This window comes from Streptomyces sp. NPDC053560 (assembly GCF_044544605.1).
Lineage (GTDB): Bacteria > Actinomycetota > Actinomycetes > Streptomycetales > Streptomycetaceae > Streptomyces.
The window spans coordinates 1-16,212 of the sequence record NZ_JBITXI010000014.1 but is presented as its reverse complement, the minus strand read 5'-3'; the positions used below and the strand labels follow the sequence as shown (position 1 = coordinate 16,212).

The window sequence follows — 16,212 nt, the reverse complement described above, 5'->3', positions numbered from 1 at the left end:
TGTCGCCGCGCCGCCCTGCCTACGGTCGCTGCCATGACCGATACACAGAGCGCTGCTGACGTCGGCCCGGACGGCCTCCCGCCCCTGAAGTCCGTCGCCTGGCTGCACGTCCGCGACGGCCGGCTGCTGAGCGTCCGGACCCGCGGCAACGACACCTTCTACCTCCCCGGCGGCAAGTACGAGTCCGGTGAGACGGCCGCGGAGGCGCTCTCCCGCGAGCTGGCCGAGGAGGTCGGCGTACGCGTCCCGGCGAGCGAGCTGACCGAGGCGTTCACCGTCGACGACGTGGCGCACGGCCGCGCGGGCCGCCGCCTCCGGATGACCTGCTTCACGGGCGGTCCGGCGACGGTCGACCCGGTACCGGGCCGCGAGATCGCCGAGGTCGCCTGGCACAACGCGGAGGACTTCGACGTATGCGCCCCGGCGTTCCGTCAGGTCGTACGCCGGCTCACCGAGGCGGGCGGGCTCCGGTAGCCGCCGCGCTGAGGATGTCGGGGGAGATGTCGATGCCGTAGTGGTTCCCGGCGTCCAGGTATTCGATGAAGCGCCACCCGGCGCGGAGGTTGCCGCAGCCGAAGTCGAGCATCCGCTACTGCCGGGTGAGGCCGTGTTCCCGCAGGTAGTCGCATTGCATCGCGCCGAGCGCGAGCCGGCGGCCGTGGGTTCGGCCGCCGACCGCGCCCTCGGGGTCGCGCCGGATGTCGGGCGCCATGACCGTGCGGTAGTAGCTCACGTGGTCGGGGTGGTGGAGGGCCGGCCGGCGGTCCCTGGCGGCCCGCCGGACGTACGGCGGTGTCCGTGCCGGATGGCCCGGGGCGTACGGACCTTGTGGCCGAGCGCCGTCCGGCCCATGGCGAGGATCTTCCTGACAGACATGCGGACGCACCCCAGCTCGATCACCGGGCGTCACGAGGTGGACACACAAGCGTGGCGCTCTGCTCATGGAGCGTGGGTGGGGTGTGAGTAGTTGGCGTACGCAGTTTCCCGTCCGCCCGCTGCCCTCGCGCCGTCCGGATGATGGACCGATTCTGCAGACGCATACCTGTTGTATCTATCCTGTGCTCATGTCCGCGCGTCACCCGACCACCGCCCCTCATCGAATGCTTCGCATGCCCCCCTCAGAAGTTGCCTCAGCCCCTGCCCCCGAAAAGGCCCCCACCAAGCAGCCGCCCGCCGCCGAGCGGGTGTACGCGCACGTCAAGCAAGGCGTCCTGGAGCGCCGCTACGAGGGCGGCATGCTTCTCACCGAGGGCGAGCTCGCCGAGGCCGTGGGCGTGTCGCGGACCCCGGTACGGGAGGCGCTGCTGCGCCTGGAGGTCGAGGGGCTGATCAAGCTCTACCCGAAGAAGGGCGCAATGGTCCTGCCGGTCTCCGCCCAGGAGATCGCGGACGTCGTGGAGACCCGGCTGCTGGTCGAGGAGCACGCGGCCCGCAAGGCCGTGCCCGCGCCCGCCGCGCTGATCGAGGAGCTGGAGACGCTGCTGGCGACCATGCGGGAGCAGATCGCCGCCGGAGACCTGGCCGCCGTCTCGGTGACCGACCGCTGCTTCCACGCCGCGATCGTGCGCAGCGCGGGCAACCGGATCCTGGACCGGCTCTACGAGCAGCTGCGCGACCGCCAGCTGCGGATGGGCGTCGCGGTGATGCACGCGCACCCGGACCGGATCGCCAAGAACATCGCCGAGCACTCCGAGATCCTCGAAGCGCTGCGGGCCGGTGACCCGGAGGCGGCCACCGCCGCCGTGCACCGGCACGTCAGCTGGGTGCGGAACCTGGCCCAGGGGGACGTGCGATGACCACCGCACAGAGCGCCCCGGTCGCGCTGCCCGGTGATCCGCCCGGCGGCCGGAAGGCCGTATGGGTCTGGGGCATCGGCGTCGCGGTCTACTTCGTCGCGATCATCTACCGCACCAGCCTCGGCGTCGCGGGGCTGGACGCCGCCGAGCGCTTCCACATCAACGCCTCGGCGCTGTCCACCTTCTCCATCCTCCAGCTGCTGGTCTACGCCGGCATGCAGATACCCGTCGGCCTGATGGTCGACAAGATGGGCCCGAAGAAGGTCCTGATCCTCGGCGCGACGCTCTACACCGTGGGCCAGCTCGGCTTCGCGCTCTCCAGCTCGTACGTCATGGCGCTCGTCTCCCGCGGGCTGCTGGGCTGCGGCGACGCGATGACGTTCATCAGCGTGCTGCGGCTGGGCACCCGCTGGTTCCCGGCCCGCCGCGGTCCGCTGATCGCGCAGGTCGCCGCGCTGATCGGCATGTCCGGCAACCTCGTCTCCACCCTGGTCCTCGCCCGGCTGCTGGACACCCTCGGCTGGACGCCGACCTTCGCGGGCAGCGCCGTCTGCGGCATCGTGGTCATCGCGCTGGTCCTGCTCTTCCTGAAGGACCACCCCGAGGGGTTCGCCCCCGTGCCCACGAGCAAGCCGGCTGCCGGCGGCGGCTACGTACGGCGGCAGATATCCCAGTGCTGGCGGGAGCCCGGCACCCGGCTCGGCATGTGGGTGCACTTCACCACCCAGTTCCCCGCGATGTTCTTCCTGCTGCTGTGGGGGATGCCGTTCCTGGTCGAGGCGGAGGGCCTGACCGAGACCGCGGCCGGCGGTCTGCTGACGCTCATCGTGGTCTCGAACATGGCCTCCGGGCTGGTCTACGGGCAGGTCATCGCCCGCCATCACGCCGCCCGGCTGCCGCTCGCGCTCGGCACCGTCGCCGCCACGGCGACGCTCTGGGCGGCCATGCTGTGCTGGCCCGGACACGCGCCGATGGCGCTGCTGGTCGTCACCTGCCTCGTGCTCGGGACCTGCGGCCCCGCCTCGATGATCGGCTTCGACTTCGCCCGCCCGGCCAACCCGCCGGAGCGCCAGGGCACGGCCTCCGGCATCGTCAACATGGGCGGCTTCATCGCCTCGATGACGACCCTGCTCGCGGTCGGCGTCCTGCTGGACGCAACGGGCGACAACTACCGCATCGCCTTCGTGACGGTGTTCGTCCTGGAGGCGCTCGGCCTCAGCCAGATCCTGCGGCTGCGCAAGCGGGCGGCCCGCCGGGAGAGCGAGCGGACGGTCGCCAGCCGCGTGGAGGCGGTGCACGTACCGGTGTGACCGTCCGGAGCGCGTGCACGAGGCGCGCGCCTCCCGGGTACCTACGAGGGCCCGCCGCCGTGCTCCACGGCGGCGGGCCCGCCCGCTTCTTCCGTCTCCTGCGACGCCCGCGCTACGGCCGCTACGGCGTCACCGCGAAGTGGTCCAGCACCGCCTCGCCCAGCACCCGGTCTCCGTCGATCTTGATGTGGTCGGCGACGGCGGCGGGCCGCACCCGGCCGCACGCCAGCCGTACGTAGGTCTCCCAGTCCGTGGTGAGCGTTACCGCCGGGCCCAGCGAGACGCTGCCGTCGACCGAGCCGCGGCCCTCAGCGTCGACCCGTACCGTCCGCATGAACTCCACCGGGCCGGTCACGTCGACCACCACGGCGGTGCCGGCCGGGGCGCCCGTGCTCTCGGCCACGACCTTGGCGAGCGAGGGTATGAGGAAGTCGCGCGTGAGGTGGGCGCCGGGGGAGTCGAGGTTGCCGGGGTACCCCAGCGCCCGCCGGATGTCCTGCTCGTGCACCCAGGTGTCGAACGCCCGCACTTTCAGTGCGTGTTCGAGCGTCTGCTCCTTGCCCTGGGGGCCGCGGACGGTGGCGTCCGGATCCCGCGTCTCGTTGCGCAGCTGCCGGGCCCGGCGGATGATCGTGTACTCCAGCTCGGCCGTCATCTCGGGGCCGGTGTGGTGCCGCCGGACGTCGACCTGCATTTCCATGTACCGCGCGAACTCGCTGCGTACGTGGTAGAGATCGCGCGGCAGCGAGTGGATGGGGCGCGGATCGCCCAGCGCCTCGCAGTCCAGGCCGATGAGATGGGACACCACGTCCCGCACCGACCAGCCGGGGCATTCGGTGGCGCGATTCCACTCCCCTTCCACGAGCGGTGTCACCAGCTCGGATATCGCTTCGATGGAGTGCGTCCAGGCGTCGATGGAGGGCTGAAGGACTGGGTGGACGGTCACGGGACCCCTCGGACGGTTCGTACGCGGGCTGCTGTCTGTGCAGTTAAGTTACGCTGCGCACGGGCACCCCGGCAGTGCTTTCGGGTGACCATCGTAGGCATTTTTTGACGGCGAACCGGCTCCGAAGACCAGGCGGTGGTACTGTGCGCGCTTCACTGATCCAAGTCGGTGTGGACCAGCAGGAATCGGTCAATTCCCGCCGCGAGCGCGTGGCTTCGCTCGTGCGTGCTCAAACGGCGTCCGACCTCGTGGTACTGCCCGAACTGTGGCCGGTCGGCGCCTTCGCGTACGACGCGTTCGAGGAGGTGGCGGAGCCGCTGGACGGCCCGACCCACCGGCTGATGTCCGCGGCGGCGCGGGACGCGGGCGTCTGGCTGCACGCCGGGTCCGTCATCGAGCGGGCCGCGGACGGCGCGCTCTACAACACCGCGCTGGTGTACTCCCCCGACGGCGAGCAGGCCGCGCACTACCGCAAGATCCACCGCTTCGGCTTCGACAAGGGCGAGGCGACGCTGCTGGGCGCCGGCACCGAGCCGGTGACGGTCGAGCTGCCGGCCACCACGCTGGGCCTGGCCACCTGCTACGACCTCCGGTTCCCCGAGCTGTTCCGGCAGCTGGTGGACGCCGGCGCGCAGACTCTGGTGATCCCGGCCGGCTGGCCGGAGCGGCGCCGCGCGCACTGGTCGCTGCTGGCCCGTGCCCGCGCGGTGGAGAATCAGGCGTACGTGCTCGCCTGCGGCACGGGCGGCACCCATGGCGGGGTCGAGCAGGCCGGACACAGCATGATCGTCGACCCGTGGGGCGAGGTGCTGGCCGAGGCGGGCCCCGACGAGGAGATCATCAGCGCCGAGCTGGACCCGGAGCTGGTCGGGAAGACCCGGCACGTCTTCCCCGTCCTGCGGGACCGGGTACTGGGGCTGCCGACGCCGTGACGGGGGCAGGGCCCGGGGCACGTGCTCATGGTGCGTGTCCCGTGTCCCGCGCTCAGTCCTCGCGCTCCCGCTCCGCCAGCCGGATCACGCACACCGCGATCGCGATCAGCAGCGGTGCGTCCGCGTCCTCGCGCAGCACGTTGACCGCGTAGGTGTCCCGTACGGTCAGCCAGCGCCGGGAGATCTCCGCCAGCAGCTCGCCGTCGTACTCGACAGCGAACTCCCGGTCCAGGATCTTGCCGCTGACGTCCAGCTCCGTGCCGTCCACCAGCTCCACGCGGTAGTGGTTGCGCAGCAGCGACAGCCGCTTGCGGCGGATGGTCGCCAGCGCCTGGTCGTCCCGCTCGATCGTCATCGCGTCGCGCAGGCTGAGCACCTTTTTGCGCAGCGTGATGAGGACCCGGCCCTCGCGGTCCTTGATCTCGAAGGTCTCCCGCATGCGGAGCGCCTTGCCGTCGACGAGGTAGGCGTGGCGTCCCGTCTCGTCCTCGATCCAGTAGTCCTCGCCGATGCCGAAGATCCGGTCGCGTACCAGGTATCTCATGTCCTGACGCCTTCCCCCGGGCCCCGCCGGAATGCGCGACCGGGTGGGTGGCGTTGAATGTGGACATGGCTTCACGTGCGCGCGTCCGGGCCCCCGAGCTGATCGGCAAGGGCGGCTGGCTCAACACCGGCGACAAGGAACTGACCCTCTCCGACCTGCGGGGACGTATCGTCGTCCTGGATTTCTGGACGTTCTGCTGCGTGAACTGTCTGCATGTCCTGGACGAGCTGCGGGAGCTGGAGGAGCGGCACCGCGACACCGTCGTGATCATCGGCGTGCACTCGCCGAAGTTCGTGCACGAGGCGGAGCACCAGGCGGTCGTCGACGCCGTCGAGCGGTACGAGGTCGAGCACCCCGTGCTGGACGACCCCGAGCTGGCCACGTGGAAGCAGTACGCCGTCCGCGCCTGGCCGACGCTGGTCGTCATCGACCCCGAGGGCTACGTCGTCGCCCAGCACGCCGGTGAGGGTCACGCCCACGCCATCGAGAAGCTGGTCGAGGAGCTGGAGGCCGAGCACGACGCGAAGGGCACGCTGCGCCGCGGCGACGGCCCGTACGTACCGCCCGAGCCGGTCGCCACCGACCTTCGCTTCCCCGGCAAGGCGCTCCAGCTGCCCGGGGGGTCCTTCCTGGTCTCCGACACCACCCGGCACCAGCTGGTGGAGCTGGACGCGGACGGCGAGAGCGTGCTGCGCCGGATCGGCACCGGCGAGCGCGGCCTGACCGACGGGCCGGCCGAGCTGGCCGCCTTCAGCGAGCCGCAGGGCTTGGCGCTGCTGCCTGGGGGCACCTCCCGGACGAAGTCTGGGGGAGGCATGGTGATCGTCGCGGACACCGTCAACCACGCGCTGCGCACCTTCGACCCCGCCACCGGCGAGGTCGCCACGGTCGCCGGTACCGGCCGTCAGTGGTGGCAGGGCTCGGCCACCGAGGGCCCGGCCCGCGAGGTGGACCTCTCCTCGCCGTGGGACGTGGCGTACTTCGACGGCCGGGTATGGATCGCCATGGCCGGCGTGCACCAGCTGTGGACGTACGACCCGGAGGCCGGCACCGTTCGGGCCGCCGCGGGCACGACCAACGAGGGCCTGGTCGACGGCCCGGCCGCCGAGGCCTGGTTCGCGCAGCCCTCGGGCCTGGCCGCCACCGAGGACCGGCTGTGGATCGCGGACTCCGAGACCAGCGCGGTCCGCTGGATTGACCGTGAGGGCGTCGTGCACACGGCGGTGGGCACCGGTCTCTTCGACTTCGGCCACCGCGACGGTGCCGCCGACCAGGCGCTGCTCCAGCACCCCCTGGGCGTCACCGCGCTGCCGGACGGCTCGGTCGCGGTCTCCGACACCTACAACCACGCGCTGCGCCGCTTCGACCCGGCGACCGGCGAGGTGACCACGCTCGCCACCGACCTGCGGGAGCCGTCGGACGCGGTGCTCGTCGGCGACGACATCGTGGTCGTGGAGTCGGCGCGGCACCGGCTGACCCGGCTGCGGCTGCCCGAGGAGGCGGTACGGGTCGAGTCCGTCGCGCACCGCACCCAGCGCGCCGCCACCGAGGTGGCCCCGGGCCGGCTCCGGCTGGACGTGGTCTTCCAGGCACCGGCCGGCCAGAAGCTGGACACCCGCTACGGCCCCTCGACCCGGCTGCTGGTCAGCTCGACCCCACCGGAGCTGCTGGCCGAGGGCGACGGCGCGGACACCGATCTCAGCCGTGACCTGGTCCTCGCGGACGGGGTGACGGAGGGCGTGCTGCACGTCTCGGCGATGGCCGCGTCCTGCGACGACGACCCGGACATCGAGTACCCGGCCTGCCATGTGCACCAGCAGGACTGGGGCGTGCCGGTCACCGTCACCGCGGACGGAACCGCCCGCCTCGGTCTGGTCCTGGCGGGGATGGACAGCGAGGCGTAGGCCGGGGGCGGCCCTTACTCGCAGTTGTCGAGCGTCGAGTACTGGAGCTCGTTCGGGTCGATCCGGATTCCGGGCATCCACAGCTTCTTGCCGTTCTGCCGGACCTGGAACCAGATGCTGCTGTGGCCGCCGACCTCGTCGGTGACGGTGACGCCGTTGGCGATCCGGCACTCGGCGGTCAACCGGTCGCCGTGCCAGACGTGACCGCCGATGTTGGACGGCCGGTAGGCCAGGTACGGGTCCATGGCCAGCCCCATGGAGCATTCGCGCGTGTGCAGGGGGCGACACTTCTTGTCGACGTTGTGAACGGTGATGCGCTCCGTGCCCTTGGCCGACGGTGTTTCACGTGAAACACCGTCGCCCGAGGCGTCGTTGTCGTCGATCAGTCCCCATGTGGCGAGGGCCGCCACAGCGAGGACCACGGCGGTGGTCACGCCCACGAGAATCGGCTTCAGCCGTGGTGCGGAGGTCGGCGGCCGTTCCGGCGCACTGCCGGCGGCCTCCCCACCGCCCGGCCCGTCGGGGTGCTCCGTTCCGCCCGCCGGCGCCGCTTCGTTGGCGAGGTGCAGCAGCCGCACCAGCTCGGGCAGCCGGTCCTCACCGGTGAAGGAAAGCTTGCACCACTGCACCAACAGCCGTTCGTCCGGCAGGCTCTGGCCGCGCAGGTAGCGGGAGAGCGAGGATCTGCTGGCGGGCAGCCGGGCTTCCAGCTCCTTCAGGCTCAGCCCCAGTTCGCCGTGCATGTGACGCAGCCCGGACACGAAGTCGCGTACGGGACCGTCGAGTTGTTCGGGCAAGGGGGCGAGCGGCTTACGGCGGGGATTGGTGGCGCGGTTCGGATTCCCATGCACGGACGGCATTCCAGCACAGCCGCGGCACGCACCGCGAGAGGCACTTCCGCTCCCCTGTGGCGGAAGTGCCTCTCGTTACAGAATCCGGATGGAGACCGGATCAGTCCGTGAACTTCACGGGGCGGTAGGGCTTGAACTCCCCGCCGTTGAGCCCGTAGGTGAGCGACCGGTGGTCGGTGCCGTGGCCGCCGCGCTGCTCGTACGCGGTGTAGGAGGTGTGGGCCGCGTTGTCCCACTTCTCGAACATCACGACGTGCCGGGTGTTGTTGTCACCGGCCGCGTCGATGAGCAGGTCGCCGGGCTTCAGCTCGTTGACGGAGACCGGCCGGGTGATCCTGGAGCTGGTGAGCCCCACGGTGTTGGTGCCGGGCGCGCCCAGGTTCAGCGCCATGGAGACATAGCCGGAGCAGTCCTGGCGGTACCCGTCCTTCCAGTTCTTCGCCTGGCTGTAGGGCACCTGCGTGCCGTTGTTGGCGGTCAGCCAGGTGGCCGCGCGCTGCAGCGCCTCGCCGCGGGTGCCGCCGGGCGCCGGCGGGGGCGGGTTCTGGCCGCCCTGCTCCGGTACGCCGGGCAGCTTGTCCTGCGGGATGTCGACGGCGATCACGCTGAGGAAGCCGGTCACCGGGCCCGTGATGTGCGCCATGTAGGTCGAGCAGGCGCTGCCCTCGCAGACCTTCTTGCCGGTGTTGACCTGGTAGTCCGCGGTGATCTTGTCCTGGCCGGCCGTGTCCTTGTTGATCATGCCGACGGACGGCGAGCTGGTGTCCGGCGAGGCGTGCACCACCCAGCGGGTCCCCCAGGTCGGGAAGGTGCTGCCGGCCGCTGTCGTCTTGAGCGCGGCGGCGGTGCCTGCCCGGGTCTTCAGGTCCGCCTTGGTGTCCCGCGTCTTGACGGTGGTCTGCGCGGCGGCCTTGCTGCCGGTGTCGGCCTTCGCCTCCCCGCCGGAGCAGCCGGTGACGGCGGCGATGCCGATGCCCGCCGCGGCGACCGCGGGCAGGACGCGGCGCAGCGTGGTCGTGCCGAATGTGGTGCGCTTGGTCTGCGACATGATGGATTCCCCTCGTTTGTGAGGCGGTGAGCGCCGCGCTGTCCGGTGCGGCGCCCTGTCGGCCTCGGCGACGGGATCCATCATTGGGCGGGGACAAGGGGTTTTCCGGGGCTGCCGTGTCCCATGGGACGTCCCGCCCGCCGGGACGCCCGCGAGACGTCGCTGACCTGCTGGGACGTGGGAAGCGGCGGGGCGGGCGCGGGATGCCCAGCGGGCGGCTCCGGGACATGACGGGACGTGCGGGCCCCGCGGCGGGGCTCCCCTGTGTGCGCGCGAGAGAGTCTCAAGTACGCGCACGCGAGAGGGGCGCCCGCGCGGTGTTGCGCGGGCGCCCCTTCAGGCAAGTACGTATGAGGTCCGATGTCACATGAGGTCACATGGCCGCGGGTCCGTCACTCGTAGCCGTGCCGGTGGGTCTCCTCGATCACCGGGGCTGCGGGCGGCGGCGGCTGCATCCGACGACGCTTGAAGATGCTGACGTACGCGGCAATACCGATGATGCCGACCGCCATCAGGATCAGGCCCACGAGATCGAGATTGACCCCGGCCATCTGCCAGTCCACCGCGAACGTCAGGATCCCTCCGACGGCGAGCAGACCGATGCACCAGCCGATGCCCATGATGTGCGCCTCCTCTTGATCGGCGGTTCCGGGCATGTCGCGCCCCGGGTACCCGGCCGGCAAGCTGTCAATCAGGGGACGCACAACAAGAGTTGCGGGACCTCAGTCGCCCGATTCCGTACCCTCCGCCTCACCGGTCCCGTCCCGTGCGAACAGCTGCGTCAGCGTGCTGATCGTGTAGACGTCCGTGGCCGCCTCGTCGACCAGGTGCATCTCGGCCAGCCGGGCCAGTCCGTCCTGCGTGCGTTCCAGGTCCGAGCCGGCCAGCGCGGCCGCCGCCGAGGCGTTCAGCTGCCCGTCCGCACTGGTCGCCAGGGCGCTCAGCAGCCGCGCGTCGTCCGCCGACAGCCGGGCCACGGACATGCGCAGCGCCGAGGCGATGCCGGTGTCCTCCGCCGACAGCAGGGACAGCCGGCGCCGCTCGTCGCGCAGCGCGGACGCCAGCCGGGCCAGCCGCCAGCGGGGCCGTGCGGTCAGCTGGGCGACCGCCGCGCGCAGCGCCAGCGGCAGCCCGTCGCAGAGCTCGACCAGCTCACGGGCGGCCTCCGGATCCTCGTCCACCCGCTCGGCGCCGAGCATCGCGCCGAGCAGCGCCACGCCCTCGGCCACGCCGAACACCTGGAGTCCCACCGGCCGGGCGCAGTCGGTGGCCACCAGCCCGTCCAGCCTGCTGCGGCTGGTGACGACCGTGGCGCAGCCCGGCCCGCCCGGCAGCAGCGGCCGCACCTGTGCGGAGCTGTGCGCGTTGTCCAGCACGACCAGCAGCCTGCGGTCCGCGACGAGCGACCGGAAGAGCGCGGAAGCGGCCGTCGCGGAGGCCGGTACGGCGTGCTCGGGCGTGCCCAGGGCGGTCAGGAAGAAGCGCAGCACGGCGGCCGGTTCGATGGCGTCGCCCTCGCCGAAGCCCCGCAGGTCGGCGAAGAGCTGCCCGTCCGGGTACTCGGCGGCGTGCTGGTGCGCCCACTGCACGGCACACGCGGTCTTGCCGACCCCGGCCGGCCCGGTGACGACCGCCAGCGGGCTGTCGCCGTCACCGGCGTCGCCGGTGAGCGCCGTGGTGAGCCGGCCCATTGCCGTCTCCCGGCCCAGGAAACGGGCCGGCGGCCGGGGCAGCAGCCGCGGCGGGACCGTGGCCGCGCTGCTCGCGCCACCGTCCGCTCCGGGCTCCGCCCCGCCGGTTTCACGTGAAACTCCCGCGTCCGGCCGCCCGGTGGCGTCCGCGTCCCGCTGTCCGGGCATCCGGGACCCGTCGGCGGGTGCATCGGCGTCGGCGCCGGCAGCCGGTGCCGCGTGGGCCCCCGAAGCCGTCTCCTCGGCCCGCAGGATCTGCTCGTAGGCCTCCCGCAGCCGGGCGCCCGGGTCCACGCCCAGCTCCTCGCTCAGCAGGCGCCGGGTGCGGTGGTACCAGTCCAGCGCGTCGGACTGGCGTCCCGTACGGAACAGCGCCCGCATCAGGGCGGCGATCAGCCCTTCCCGCAGCGGGTGCGCCACGGCGGCGTTGTAGAGGACCGAGGCGGCCTGCTCGTGCTCGCCCAGCGCGCTGTGGGCGCGGGCCAGCGCCTCCACGGCGGTCAGCCGCCGCTCGTCCAGCGCGTGCGTGGCGGCGGCGAACGGCGGGCTGGTGACCGTGCCGGTCAGCGCCGGGCCGCGCCACAGCCCGAGCGCCTCGCGCAGCAGCGGCACGGCGTCGGCGGGGGCCGCCTCCGGCCGGGCCAGTGAGACCAGTTCACCGAACCGGTGGGCGTCGATCAGTTCCTCGGGGAGCCGCAGCAGGTATGCCGAGCCGTGGGTGGCCAGCTCCACGCCGTATGCCTCGGCGCCGCCCTCGGCGAGCGTGGCGCGCAGCCGCGAGACGTGTCCCTGCACGACCGTACGGGCATGCGCGGGCGGCTCGTCCTCCCACAGGGAGTCGATCAACTGCTCCAGCGGGACCGTGGTGTTGGGGCGCAGGAGAAGCAGCGCGAGCACGCTGCGCCGTTTGGCGGGCCCGAGCGGGAGCTCACCCGCGGCGGTGGTGACGGCGACCGGGCCGAGCAGGGAGAATTCCAACTCAGCCCTCCAGGAAGGACGTCAGGGCGGTGGCCAGCAGGTGCGGGTCCTCGGCACCGCACAGCTCGCGCGCCGAGTGCATGGACAGGATCGCGACGCCGATGTCGACGGTGGTGATGCCGTGCCGGGCGGCGGTGATCGGGCCGATCGTCGTGCCGCACGGCATGGAGTTGTTGGAGACGAACGACTGCCAGGGCACGCCGGCCCGTTCGCAGGCGTCGGCGAAGACCGCGCGGCCGCCGCCGTCGGTGGCGTACCGCTGGTTGACGTTGACCTTCAGGATGGGGCCGCCGTTCGGCATCGGGTGGTGGCCCGGCTCGTGCCGCTCGGAGTAGTTCGGGTGCACGGCGTGGCCGGTGTCGGAGGACAGACACACCGTACCTGCGAAGGCTCGGGCCTTGTCCTCGTACGATCCGCCGCGGGCGAAGACCGAACGCTCCAGCACCGTGCCCAGCAGCGGGCCGTCAGCGCCGGTGTCGGACTGGCTGCCGTTCTCCTCGTGGTCGAAGGCGGCCAGCACCGGGATGCAGGCCAGGTCGTCGCGCGCGGAGGCGGCGGCGAGCGCGGCCGCACCGGCGTGCACGGAGAGCAGGTTGTCCATCCGGGGGCCGGCGAGCAGCTCCCGGTCCCGGCCGAGGTAGGCGGGCGGCTCGACGCTGTGCACCATCAGGTCCCAGCCGCGGACCTCCCCCGCGGCGAGCCCGGCCTCCTGCTCGACGAAGGAGAGCAGATCGCCCTCCTGGACCTCGCCCAGGCCCCAGACGGGCGTCATGTGCCGCTGCTTGTCGAGCTTGAGGCCGTCGGCGTTGACCGAGCGGTCGAGGTGAACGGCCAGCTGCGGTACGCGCATCAGCGGCCGGTCGACGTTGACCAGCCGGTGGCTGCCGTCCCGCAGTGTCAGCCGCCCGGACAGGCCCAGGTCCCGGTCGAGCCAGGTGTTGAGCAGCGTGCCGCCGTAGATCTCGACCGCGATCTGCCGCCACCCGCGCGACCCGGTGTCCGGGAGCGGTTTCACCCGCAGGTTGGGCGAGTCGGTGTGCGCGCCGACGATGCGGTAGGGCGTCGCGGGGGTGGCCTCCTCGGGCACGTACCAGGCGATGATCGCGCCGCCGCGGAGCACGTACTTGCCGCCCGCCTCGCCGTCCCAGGCGTCGGTCTCGGCGACCTGCCGGAAGCCGGCCTTCTCCAGCCGGGCGGCCGCGTTCGCCACGGCGTGGTACGGCGACGGGCTCGCGGCGAGGAAGGACATCAGGTCGTCGGTGTGGCCGCGGTCGAAGCGGACAGATGTGCTCATGGATTCAGCATAAGGAGGCGTCGCACCGGGTGGGTGGTACGCCGTACGGATGAGTGGAATACGGCGCCCGCGTGACCGGTGTTCTCTGTGTGACGGGAGGGATTCGACGGCAGGGGCCCGCGGCACGCCGGTGGCCCGACCGTCGCGGGGGGCCTCGCCGCCCGCAGAGGTACGCCGACGGCCCCGTCCGGAGCGAACCGGACGGGGCCACGGTGAGCGGCAGGCGGGCGGCACGGGCCCTCAGCGGCGGGAGACGCCGCCCCGGATCAGAACGCCGCCTCGTCCAGCTCCATCAGGGACTGGTCGACGGACTCGGCGAGCCCGCGCTGCACGGTGACGCCCGGCAGGACGTTGTGCGCGAAGAACTTCGCCGCCGCGATCTTGCCCTGGTAGAACGCCTTGTCCTTGGAGGAAGCCGTGGCCAGCTTCTCCTGGGCCACCGCGGCGCCCTTGAGCAGCAGGTAGCCGATGACGACGTCACCCGAGGCCAGCAGGAGGCGGGTGGTGTTCAGGCCCACCTTGTAGATGGACTTGACGTCCTTCTCGGTGGCGGCGAGGTCGGTCAGCATCGCGCCGACGATCGCCTCCAGGTCGCCGGCCGCCTTGGCCAGCTCGCCGCGGGCGCCCTCCAGCTCCTCGCCGCCGACCGCCTCGGCCAGGAACTTCTTGATGGTCTCGGACAGGGTGGTCAGCGCCGCGCCCTGGTTGCGGACGATCTTCCGGAAGAAGAAGTCCTGGCCCTGGATCGCGGTGGTGCCCTCGTAGAGGGTGTCGATCTTGGAGTCCCGGATGTACTGCTCGATCGGGTACTCCTGCAGGTAGCCGGAGCCGCCGAAGGTCTGCAGCGACTGGGCCAGCTGCTCGTAGGACTTCTCCGAGCCGTAGCCCTTCACGATCGGCAGCAGCAGGTCGTTCAGCGCGTGCTCGGCGGAGGCGTCCTCACCCGCGCTCTCCTTGACCAGGATCTCGTCCTGCACGGTGGCCGTGTAGAGGACGAGGGCGCGCATGCCCTCGGCGTACGCCTTCTGCGTCATCAGCGAGCGGCGCACGTCGGGGTGGTGGGTGATGGTGACGCGCGGCGCGGTCTTGTCGGTGAAGGCCGCCAGGTCCGGGCCCTGCACGCGCTCCTTGGCGTACTCCAGGGCGTTCAGGTAGCCGGTCGACAGGGTGGCGATGGCCTTCGTGCCGACCATCATCCGCGCGAACTCGATGATGCGGAACATCTGGCGGATGCCGTCGTGCTTCTCGCCGATGAGCCAGCCCTTGGCGGGGTGCTTGTCGCCGAAGGTCATCTCGCAGGTGTTGGAGGCCTTCAGGCCCATCTTGTGCTCGACGTTGGTGGCGTAGACGCCGTTGCGGTCGCCCAGCTCACCGGTCTCGAAGTCGAACTCGTACTTCGGCACGAGGAAGAGGGAGAGGCCCTTGGTGCCCGGGCCGTGGCCCTCGGGGCGCGCGAGCACGTAGTGAAGGATGTTCTCCGACATGTCGTGCTCACCGGAGGTGATGAAGCGCTTCACACCTTCGATGTGCCAGGAGCCGTCCTCCTGCTTGATCGCCTTGGTGCGGCCGGCGCCGACGTCCGAGCCCGCGTCGGGCTCGGTCAGCACCATCGTGGAGCCCCAGCCCTTGTCCGTGGCGACCTTGGCGATGTGCTTCTGCTGCTCGGTGCCCTCCTCGAAGAGCACGCCGGCGAAGGCCGGGCCCGAGGCGTACATCCACACGGCCGGGTTCGAGCCCAGGATGGACTCGGCGAACGCCCACAGCAGGGAGCGGGGCGTCGTGGTGCCGCCGATCTCCTCCGGCACGCCCAGCCGCCACCACTCGGCGTCCATGTACGCCTGGTAGCTCTTCTTGAAGGACGCCGGGACCGGCGCGGTGTTGGTCTCCGGGTCGAAGACCGGGGGGTTCCGGTCGGCATCGGTGTACGACTCGGCCAGCTCGTTCTCCGCCAGCCGCGCGATCTCGGACAGCACGCTCTTGGCGGTGTCGACGTCCATCTCGGCGAACGGTCCGGTGCCGTACACGCTGTCGCGGCCGAGCACCTCGAAGAGGTTGAACTCGATGTCGCGGAGATTCGACTTGTAGTGCCCCATGGCGACGGCTCCGTAATCCTTCGTGAGGAGGTCCTCAAACGCATACCGGGTAGTAGCTACCAGGATGCTACCCGTCGGTAATAAGAAGCAACCCCTAACGGCCCATCTGTGACTCAGTACGCTTTGCAGCTATGTACGGCTACGACCAGAACGTGGGTGCGGGTCAGCAGGGTTACGGTGCTGCGCCGCCTCCGCCGCAGCAGGCTCCGGGCGGTTACGGCGGGCAGCCGCTGTACCCCGAGCCGTCCCCGCCCTCCTTCGCCGACGCGGTGCGTGCCTTCACCACCGGGTCGATGTCCGCCGAGGACTTCCAAGGGATCTTCTCGACCTCCAAGGTGTACTGCCCGCGCGGTGACAACCCGGGCTTCCTGGCGCTGCACAACACCCAGCAGCCGGTGATCCCGATGTTCACCTCGCTCAAGGAGCTGCGCGCGTACGCCGGCAAGGAGTCCAAGTACTTCGTGATCACTGGCGCCGAGGTGCTGGACCTGCTGCCCACGGGGTACGGCTTCGTGCTCGACATGGAGGGTGAGCACCGCATGGTCTTCGACGCCAAGGCCGTGGAGCAGATGGTCGACTTCGCGATGCGGCGGATGTACGGCTAGCACTCACTTCCCGGGTGGCCGAGGCGCCGCCCGCCCCGTCCCGGGGGGGGGGGGGGGGGGGGGGGGGGGCGGGCCCCCCCCGCGGGGGGGGGGGGGGGGCGGGGGGGCGGCCGCGGCGGGGGGGGGGGGGGGGGGGGGGGCCGGGGCCGCGGCGCCCCCCCCCGGGGGGGGGCCCCGGGGGGCCCCGCGTCCGTGCGGTGGCCTCGGGCCGAGCGGGCCC

The 16,212-nt window shown here is 71.7% G+C and carries 14 protein-coding genes and 1 pseudogene; 6 read left to right on the top strand and 9 right to left on the bottom strand.

Annotation, left to right across the window (positions count from 1 at the left end; translation table 11 throughout):
* Positions 1 to 33 precede the first annotated feature (33 nt).
* Complete coding sequence (locus ACIGQF_RS29915) at positions 34 to 474, top strand: NUDIX domain-containing protein (protein ID WP_399716575.1); 441 nt, start codon at positions 34 to 36, stop codon at positions 472 to 474.
* Between the two features lies 1 nt (position 475).
* Here ACIGQF_RS29915 and ACIGQF_RS29910 read toward each other — a convergent pair.
* A pseudogene (locus ACIGQF_RS29910) lies at positions 476 to 876 on the bottom strand (methyltransferase); the annotation flags it as partial.
* A gap of 233 nt (positions 877 to 1,109) precedes the next feature.
* Here ACIGQF_RS29910 and ACIGQF_RS29905 point away from each other — a divergent pair.
* The gene (locus ACIGQF_RS29905; RefSeq protein WP_399716572.1) at positions 1,110 to 1,796 is read left to right on the top strand and encodes a GntR family transcriptional regulator; all 687 of its coding nucleotides are present in this window, start codon (positions 1,110 to 1,112) and stop codon (positions 1,794 to 1,796) included.
* Entirely contained in the window at positions 1,793 to 3,106 is a 1,314-nt protein-coding gene (locus ACIGQF_RS29900; protein WP_361553528.1) for an MFS transporter, read from the top strand. Before ACIGQF_RS29905 ends, ACIGQF_RS29900 begins: the two co-directional genes overlap by 4 nt.
* 121 nt (positions 3,107 to 3,227) lie before the next feature.
* Here ACIGQF_RS29900 and ACIGQF_RS29895 read toward each other — a convergent pair whose 3' ends face one another.
* Positions 3,228 to 4,052, bottom strand: a complete 825-nt coding sequence (locus ACIGQF_RS29895; protein ID WP_399716567.1) for a maleylpyruvate isomerase family mycothiol-dependent enzyme — start codon at positions 4,050 to 4,052, stop codon at positions 3,228 to 3,230.
* 143 nt (positions 4,053 to 4,195) lie between these two features.
* Between ACIGQF_RS29895 and ACIGQF_RS29890 the strand changes: the two genes are divergently transcribed.
* A complete protein-coding gene (locus tag ACIGQF_RS29890) occupies positions 4,196 to 4,984 on the top strand; it encodes a carbon-nitrogen family hydrolase (protein WP_399716564.1) in 789 nt (262 codons plus the stop codon).
* A 52-nt stretch (positions 4,985 to 5,036) separates the two neighbouring features.
* Here ACIGQF_RS29890 and ACIGQF_RS29885 read toward each other — a convergent pair whose 3' ends face one another.
* Positions 5,037 to 5,528 carry an LURP-one-related/scramblase family protein gene (locus tag ACIGQF_RS29885; RefSeq protein WP_399716561.1) on the bottom strand — a complete coding sequence of 164 codons (492 nt, stop codon included), beginning with the start codon at positions 5,526 to 5,528 and terminating at the stop codon, positions 5,037 to 5,039.
* A gap of 65 nt (positions 5,529 to 5,593) precedes the next feature.
* Between ACIGQF_RS29885 and ACIGQF_RS29880 the strand changes: the two genes are divergently transcribed.
* Positions 5,594 to 7,432, top strand: coding sequence for an NHL domain-containing thioredoxin family protein (locus tag ACIGQF_RS29880; protein ID WP_399716558.1), 1,839 nt, complete (start codon positions 5,594 to 5,596; stop codon positions 7,430 to 7,432).
* Positions 7,433 to 7,446: 14 nt separating this feature from the next.
* Here the strand turns inward: ACIGQF_RS29880 and ACIGQF_RS29875 are convergent, their stop codons facing one another.
* From ACIGQF_RS29875 to ACIGQF_RS29850, 6 genes are all read right to left on the bottom strand, one after another.
* On the bottom strand, positions 7,447 to 8,292 hold the full coding sequence (locus ACIGQF_RS29875) for a helix-turn-helix domain-containing protein (RefSeq protein WP_399716555.1): 846 nt from the start codon (positions 8,290 to 8,292) through the stop codon (positions 7,447 to 7,449).
* Between the two features lie 91 nt (positions 8,293 to 8,383).
* Positions 8,384 to 9,331 carry a hypothetical protein gene (locus tag ACIGQF_RS29870; protein ID WP_399716552.1) on the bottom strand — a complete coding sequence of 316 codons (948 nt, stop codon included), beginning with the start codon at positions 9,329 to 9,331 and terminating at the stop codon, positions 8,384 to 8,386.
* Between the two features lie 392 nt (positions 9,332 to 9,723).
* A complete protein-coding gene (locus ACIGQF_RS29865; RefSeq protein WP_030621558.1) occupies positions 9,724 to 9,951 on the bottom strand; it encodes a DUF6458 family protein in 228 nt (75 codons plus the stop codon).
* Between the two features lie 102 nt (positions 9,952 to 10,053).
* Positions 10,054 to 12,000 carry a BTAD domain-containing putative transcriptional regulator gene (locus tag ACIGQF_RS29860; RefSeq protein WP_399716549.1) on the bottom strand — a complete coding sequence of 649 codons (1,947 nt, stop codon included), beginning with the start codon at positions 11,998 to 12,000 and terminating at the stop codon, positions 10,054 to 10,056.
* 1 nt (position 12,001) lies between these two features.
* Positions 12,002 to 13,294 (bottom strand): M18 family aminopeptidase, encoded by a 1,293-nt coding sequence (locus ACIGQF_RS29855; protein ID WP_399716546.1) that lies wholly within the window; start codon positions 13,292 to 13,294, stop codon positions 12,002 to 12,004.
* 266 nt (positions 13,295 to 13,560) lie between these two features.
* Entirely contained in the window at positions 13,561 to 15,387 is a 1,827-nt protein-coding gene (locus tag ACIGQF_RS29850; protein ID WP_399716543.1) for an acyl-CoA dehydrogenase, read from the bottom strand.
* 131 nt (positions 15,388 to 15,518) lie between these two features.
* Between ACIGQF_RS29850 and ACIGQF_RS29845 the strand changes: the two genes are divergently transcribed.
* The gene (locus ACIGQF_RS29845; protein ID WP_361553559.1) at positions 15,519 to 15,992 is read left to right on the top strand and encodes an SseB family protein; all 474 of its coding nucleotides are present in this window, start codon (positions 15,519 to 15,521) and stop codon (positions 15,990 to 15,992) included.
* The last annotated feature ends 220 nt before the right edge of the window (positions 15,993 to 16,212 follow it).

Coding starts and splice junctions, on each gene's coding strand:
- ACIGQF_RS29900 (WP_361553528.1), top strand. CDS start 1,793: ATGACCACCGCACAGAGCGCCCCGGTCGCGCTGCCCGGTGATCCGCCC.
- ACIGQF_RS29845 (WP_361553559.1), top strand. CDS start 15,519: ATGTACGGCTACGACCAGAACGTGGGTGCGGGTCAGCAGGGTTACGGT.
- ACIGQF_RS29875 (WP_399716555.1), bottom strand. CDS start 8,292: ATGCCGTCCGTGCATGGGAATCCGAACCGCGCCACCAATCCCCGCCGT.
- ACIGQF_RS29870 (WP_399716552.1), bottom strand. CDS start 9,331: ATGTCGCAGACCAAGCGCACCACATTCGGCACGACCACGCTGCGCCGC.
- ACIGQF_RS29865 (WP_030621558.1), bottom strand. CDS start 9,951: ATGGGCATCGGCTGGTGCATCGGTCTGCTCGCCGTCGGAGGGATCCTG.
- ACIGQF_RS29880 (WP_399716558.1), top strand. CDS start 5,594: ATGGCTTCACGTGCGCGCGTCCGGGCCCCCGAGCTGATCGGCAAGGGC.
- ACIGQF_RS29855 (WP_399716546.1), bottom strand. CDS start 13,294: ATGAGCACATCTGTCCGCTTCGACCGCGGCCACACCGACGACCTGATG.
- ACIGQF_RS29850 (WP_399716543.1), bottom strand. CDS start 15,387: ATGGGGCACTACAAGTCGAATCTCCGCGACATCGAGTTCAACCTCTTC.
- ACIGQF_RS29905 (WP_399716572.1), top strand. CDS start 1,110: ATGCCCCCCTCAGAAGTTGCCTCAGCCCCTGCCCCCGAAAAGGCCCCC.
- ACIGQF_RS29885 (WP_399716561.1), bottom strand. CDS start 5,528: ATGAGATACCTGGTACGCGACCGGATCTTCGGCATCGGCGAGGACTAC.
- ACIGQF_RS29915 (WP_399716575.1), top strand. CDS start 34: ATGACCGATACACAGAGCGCTGCTGACGTCGGCCCGGACGGCCTCCCG.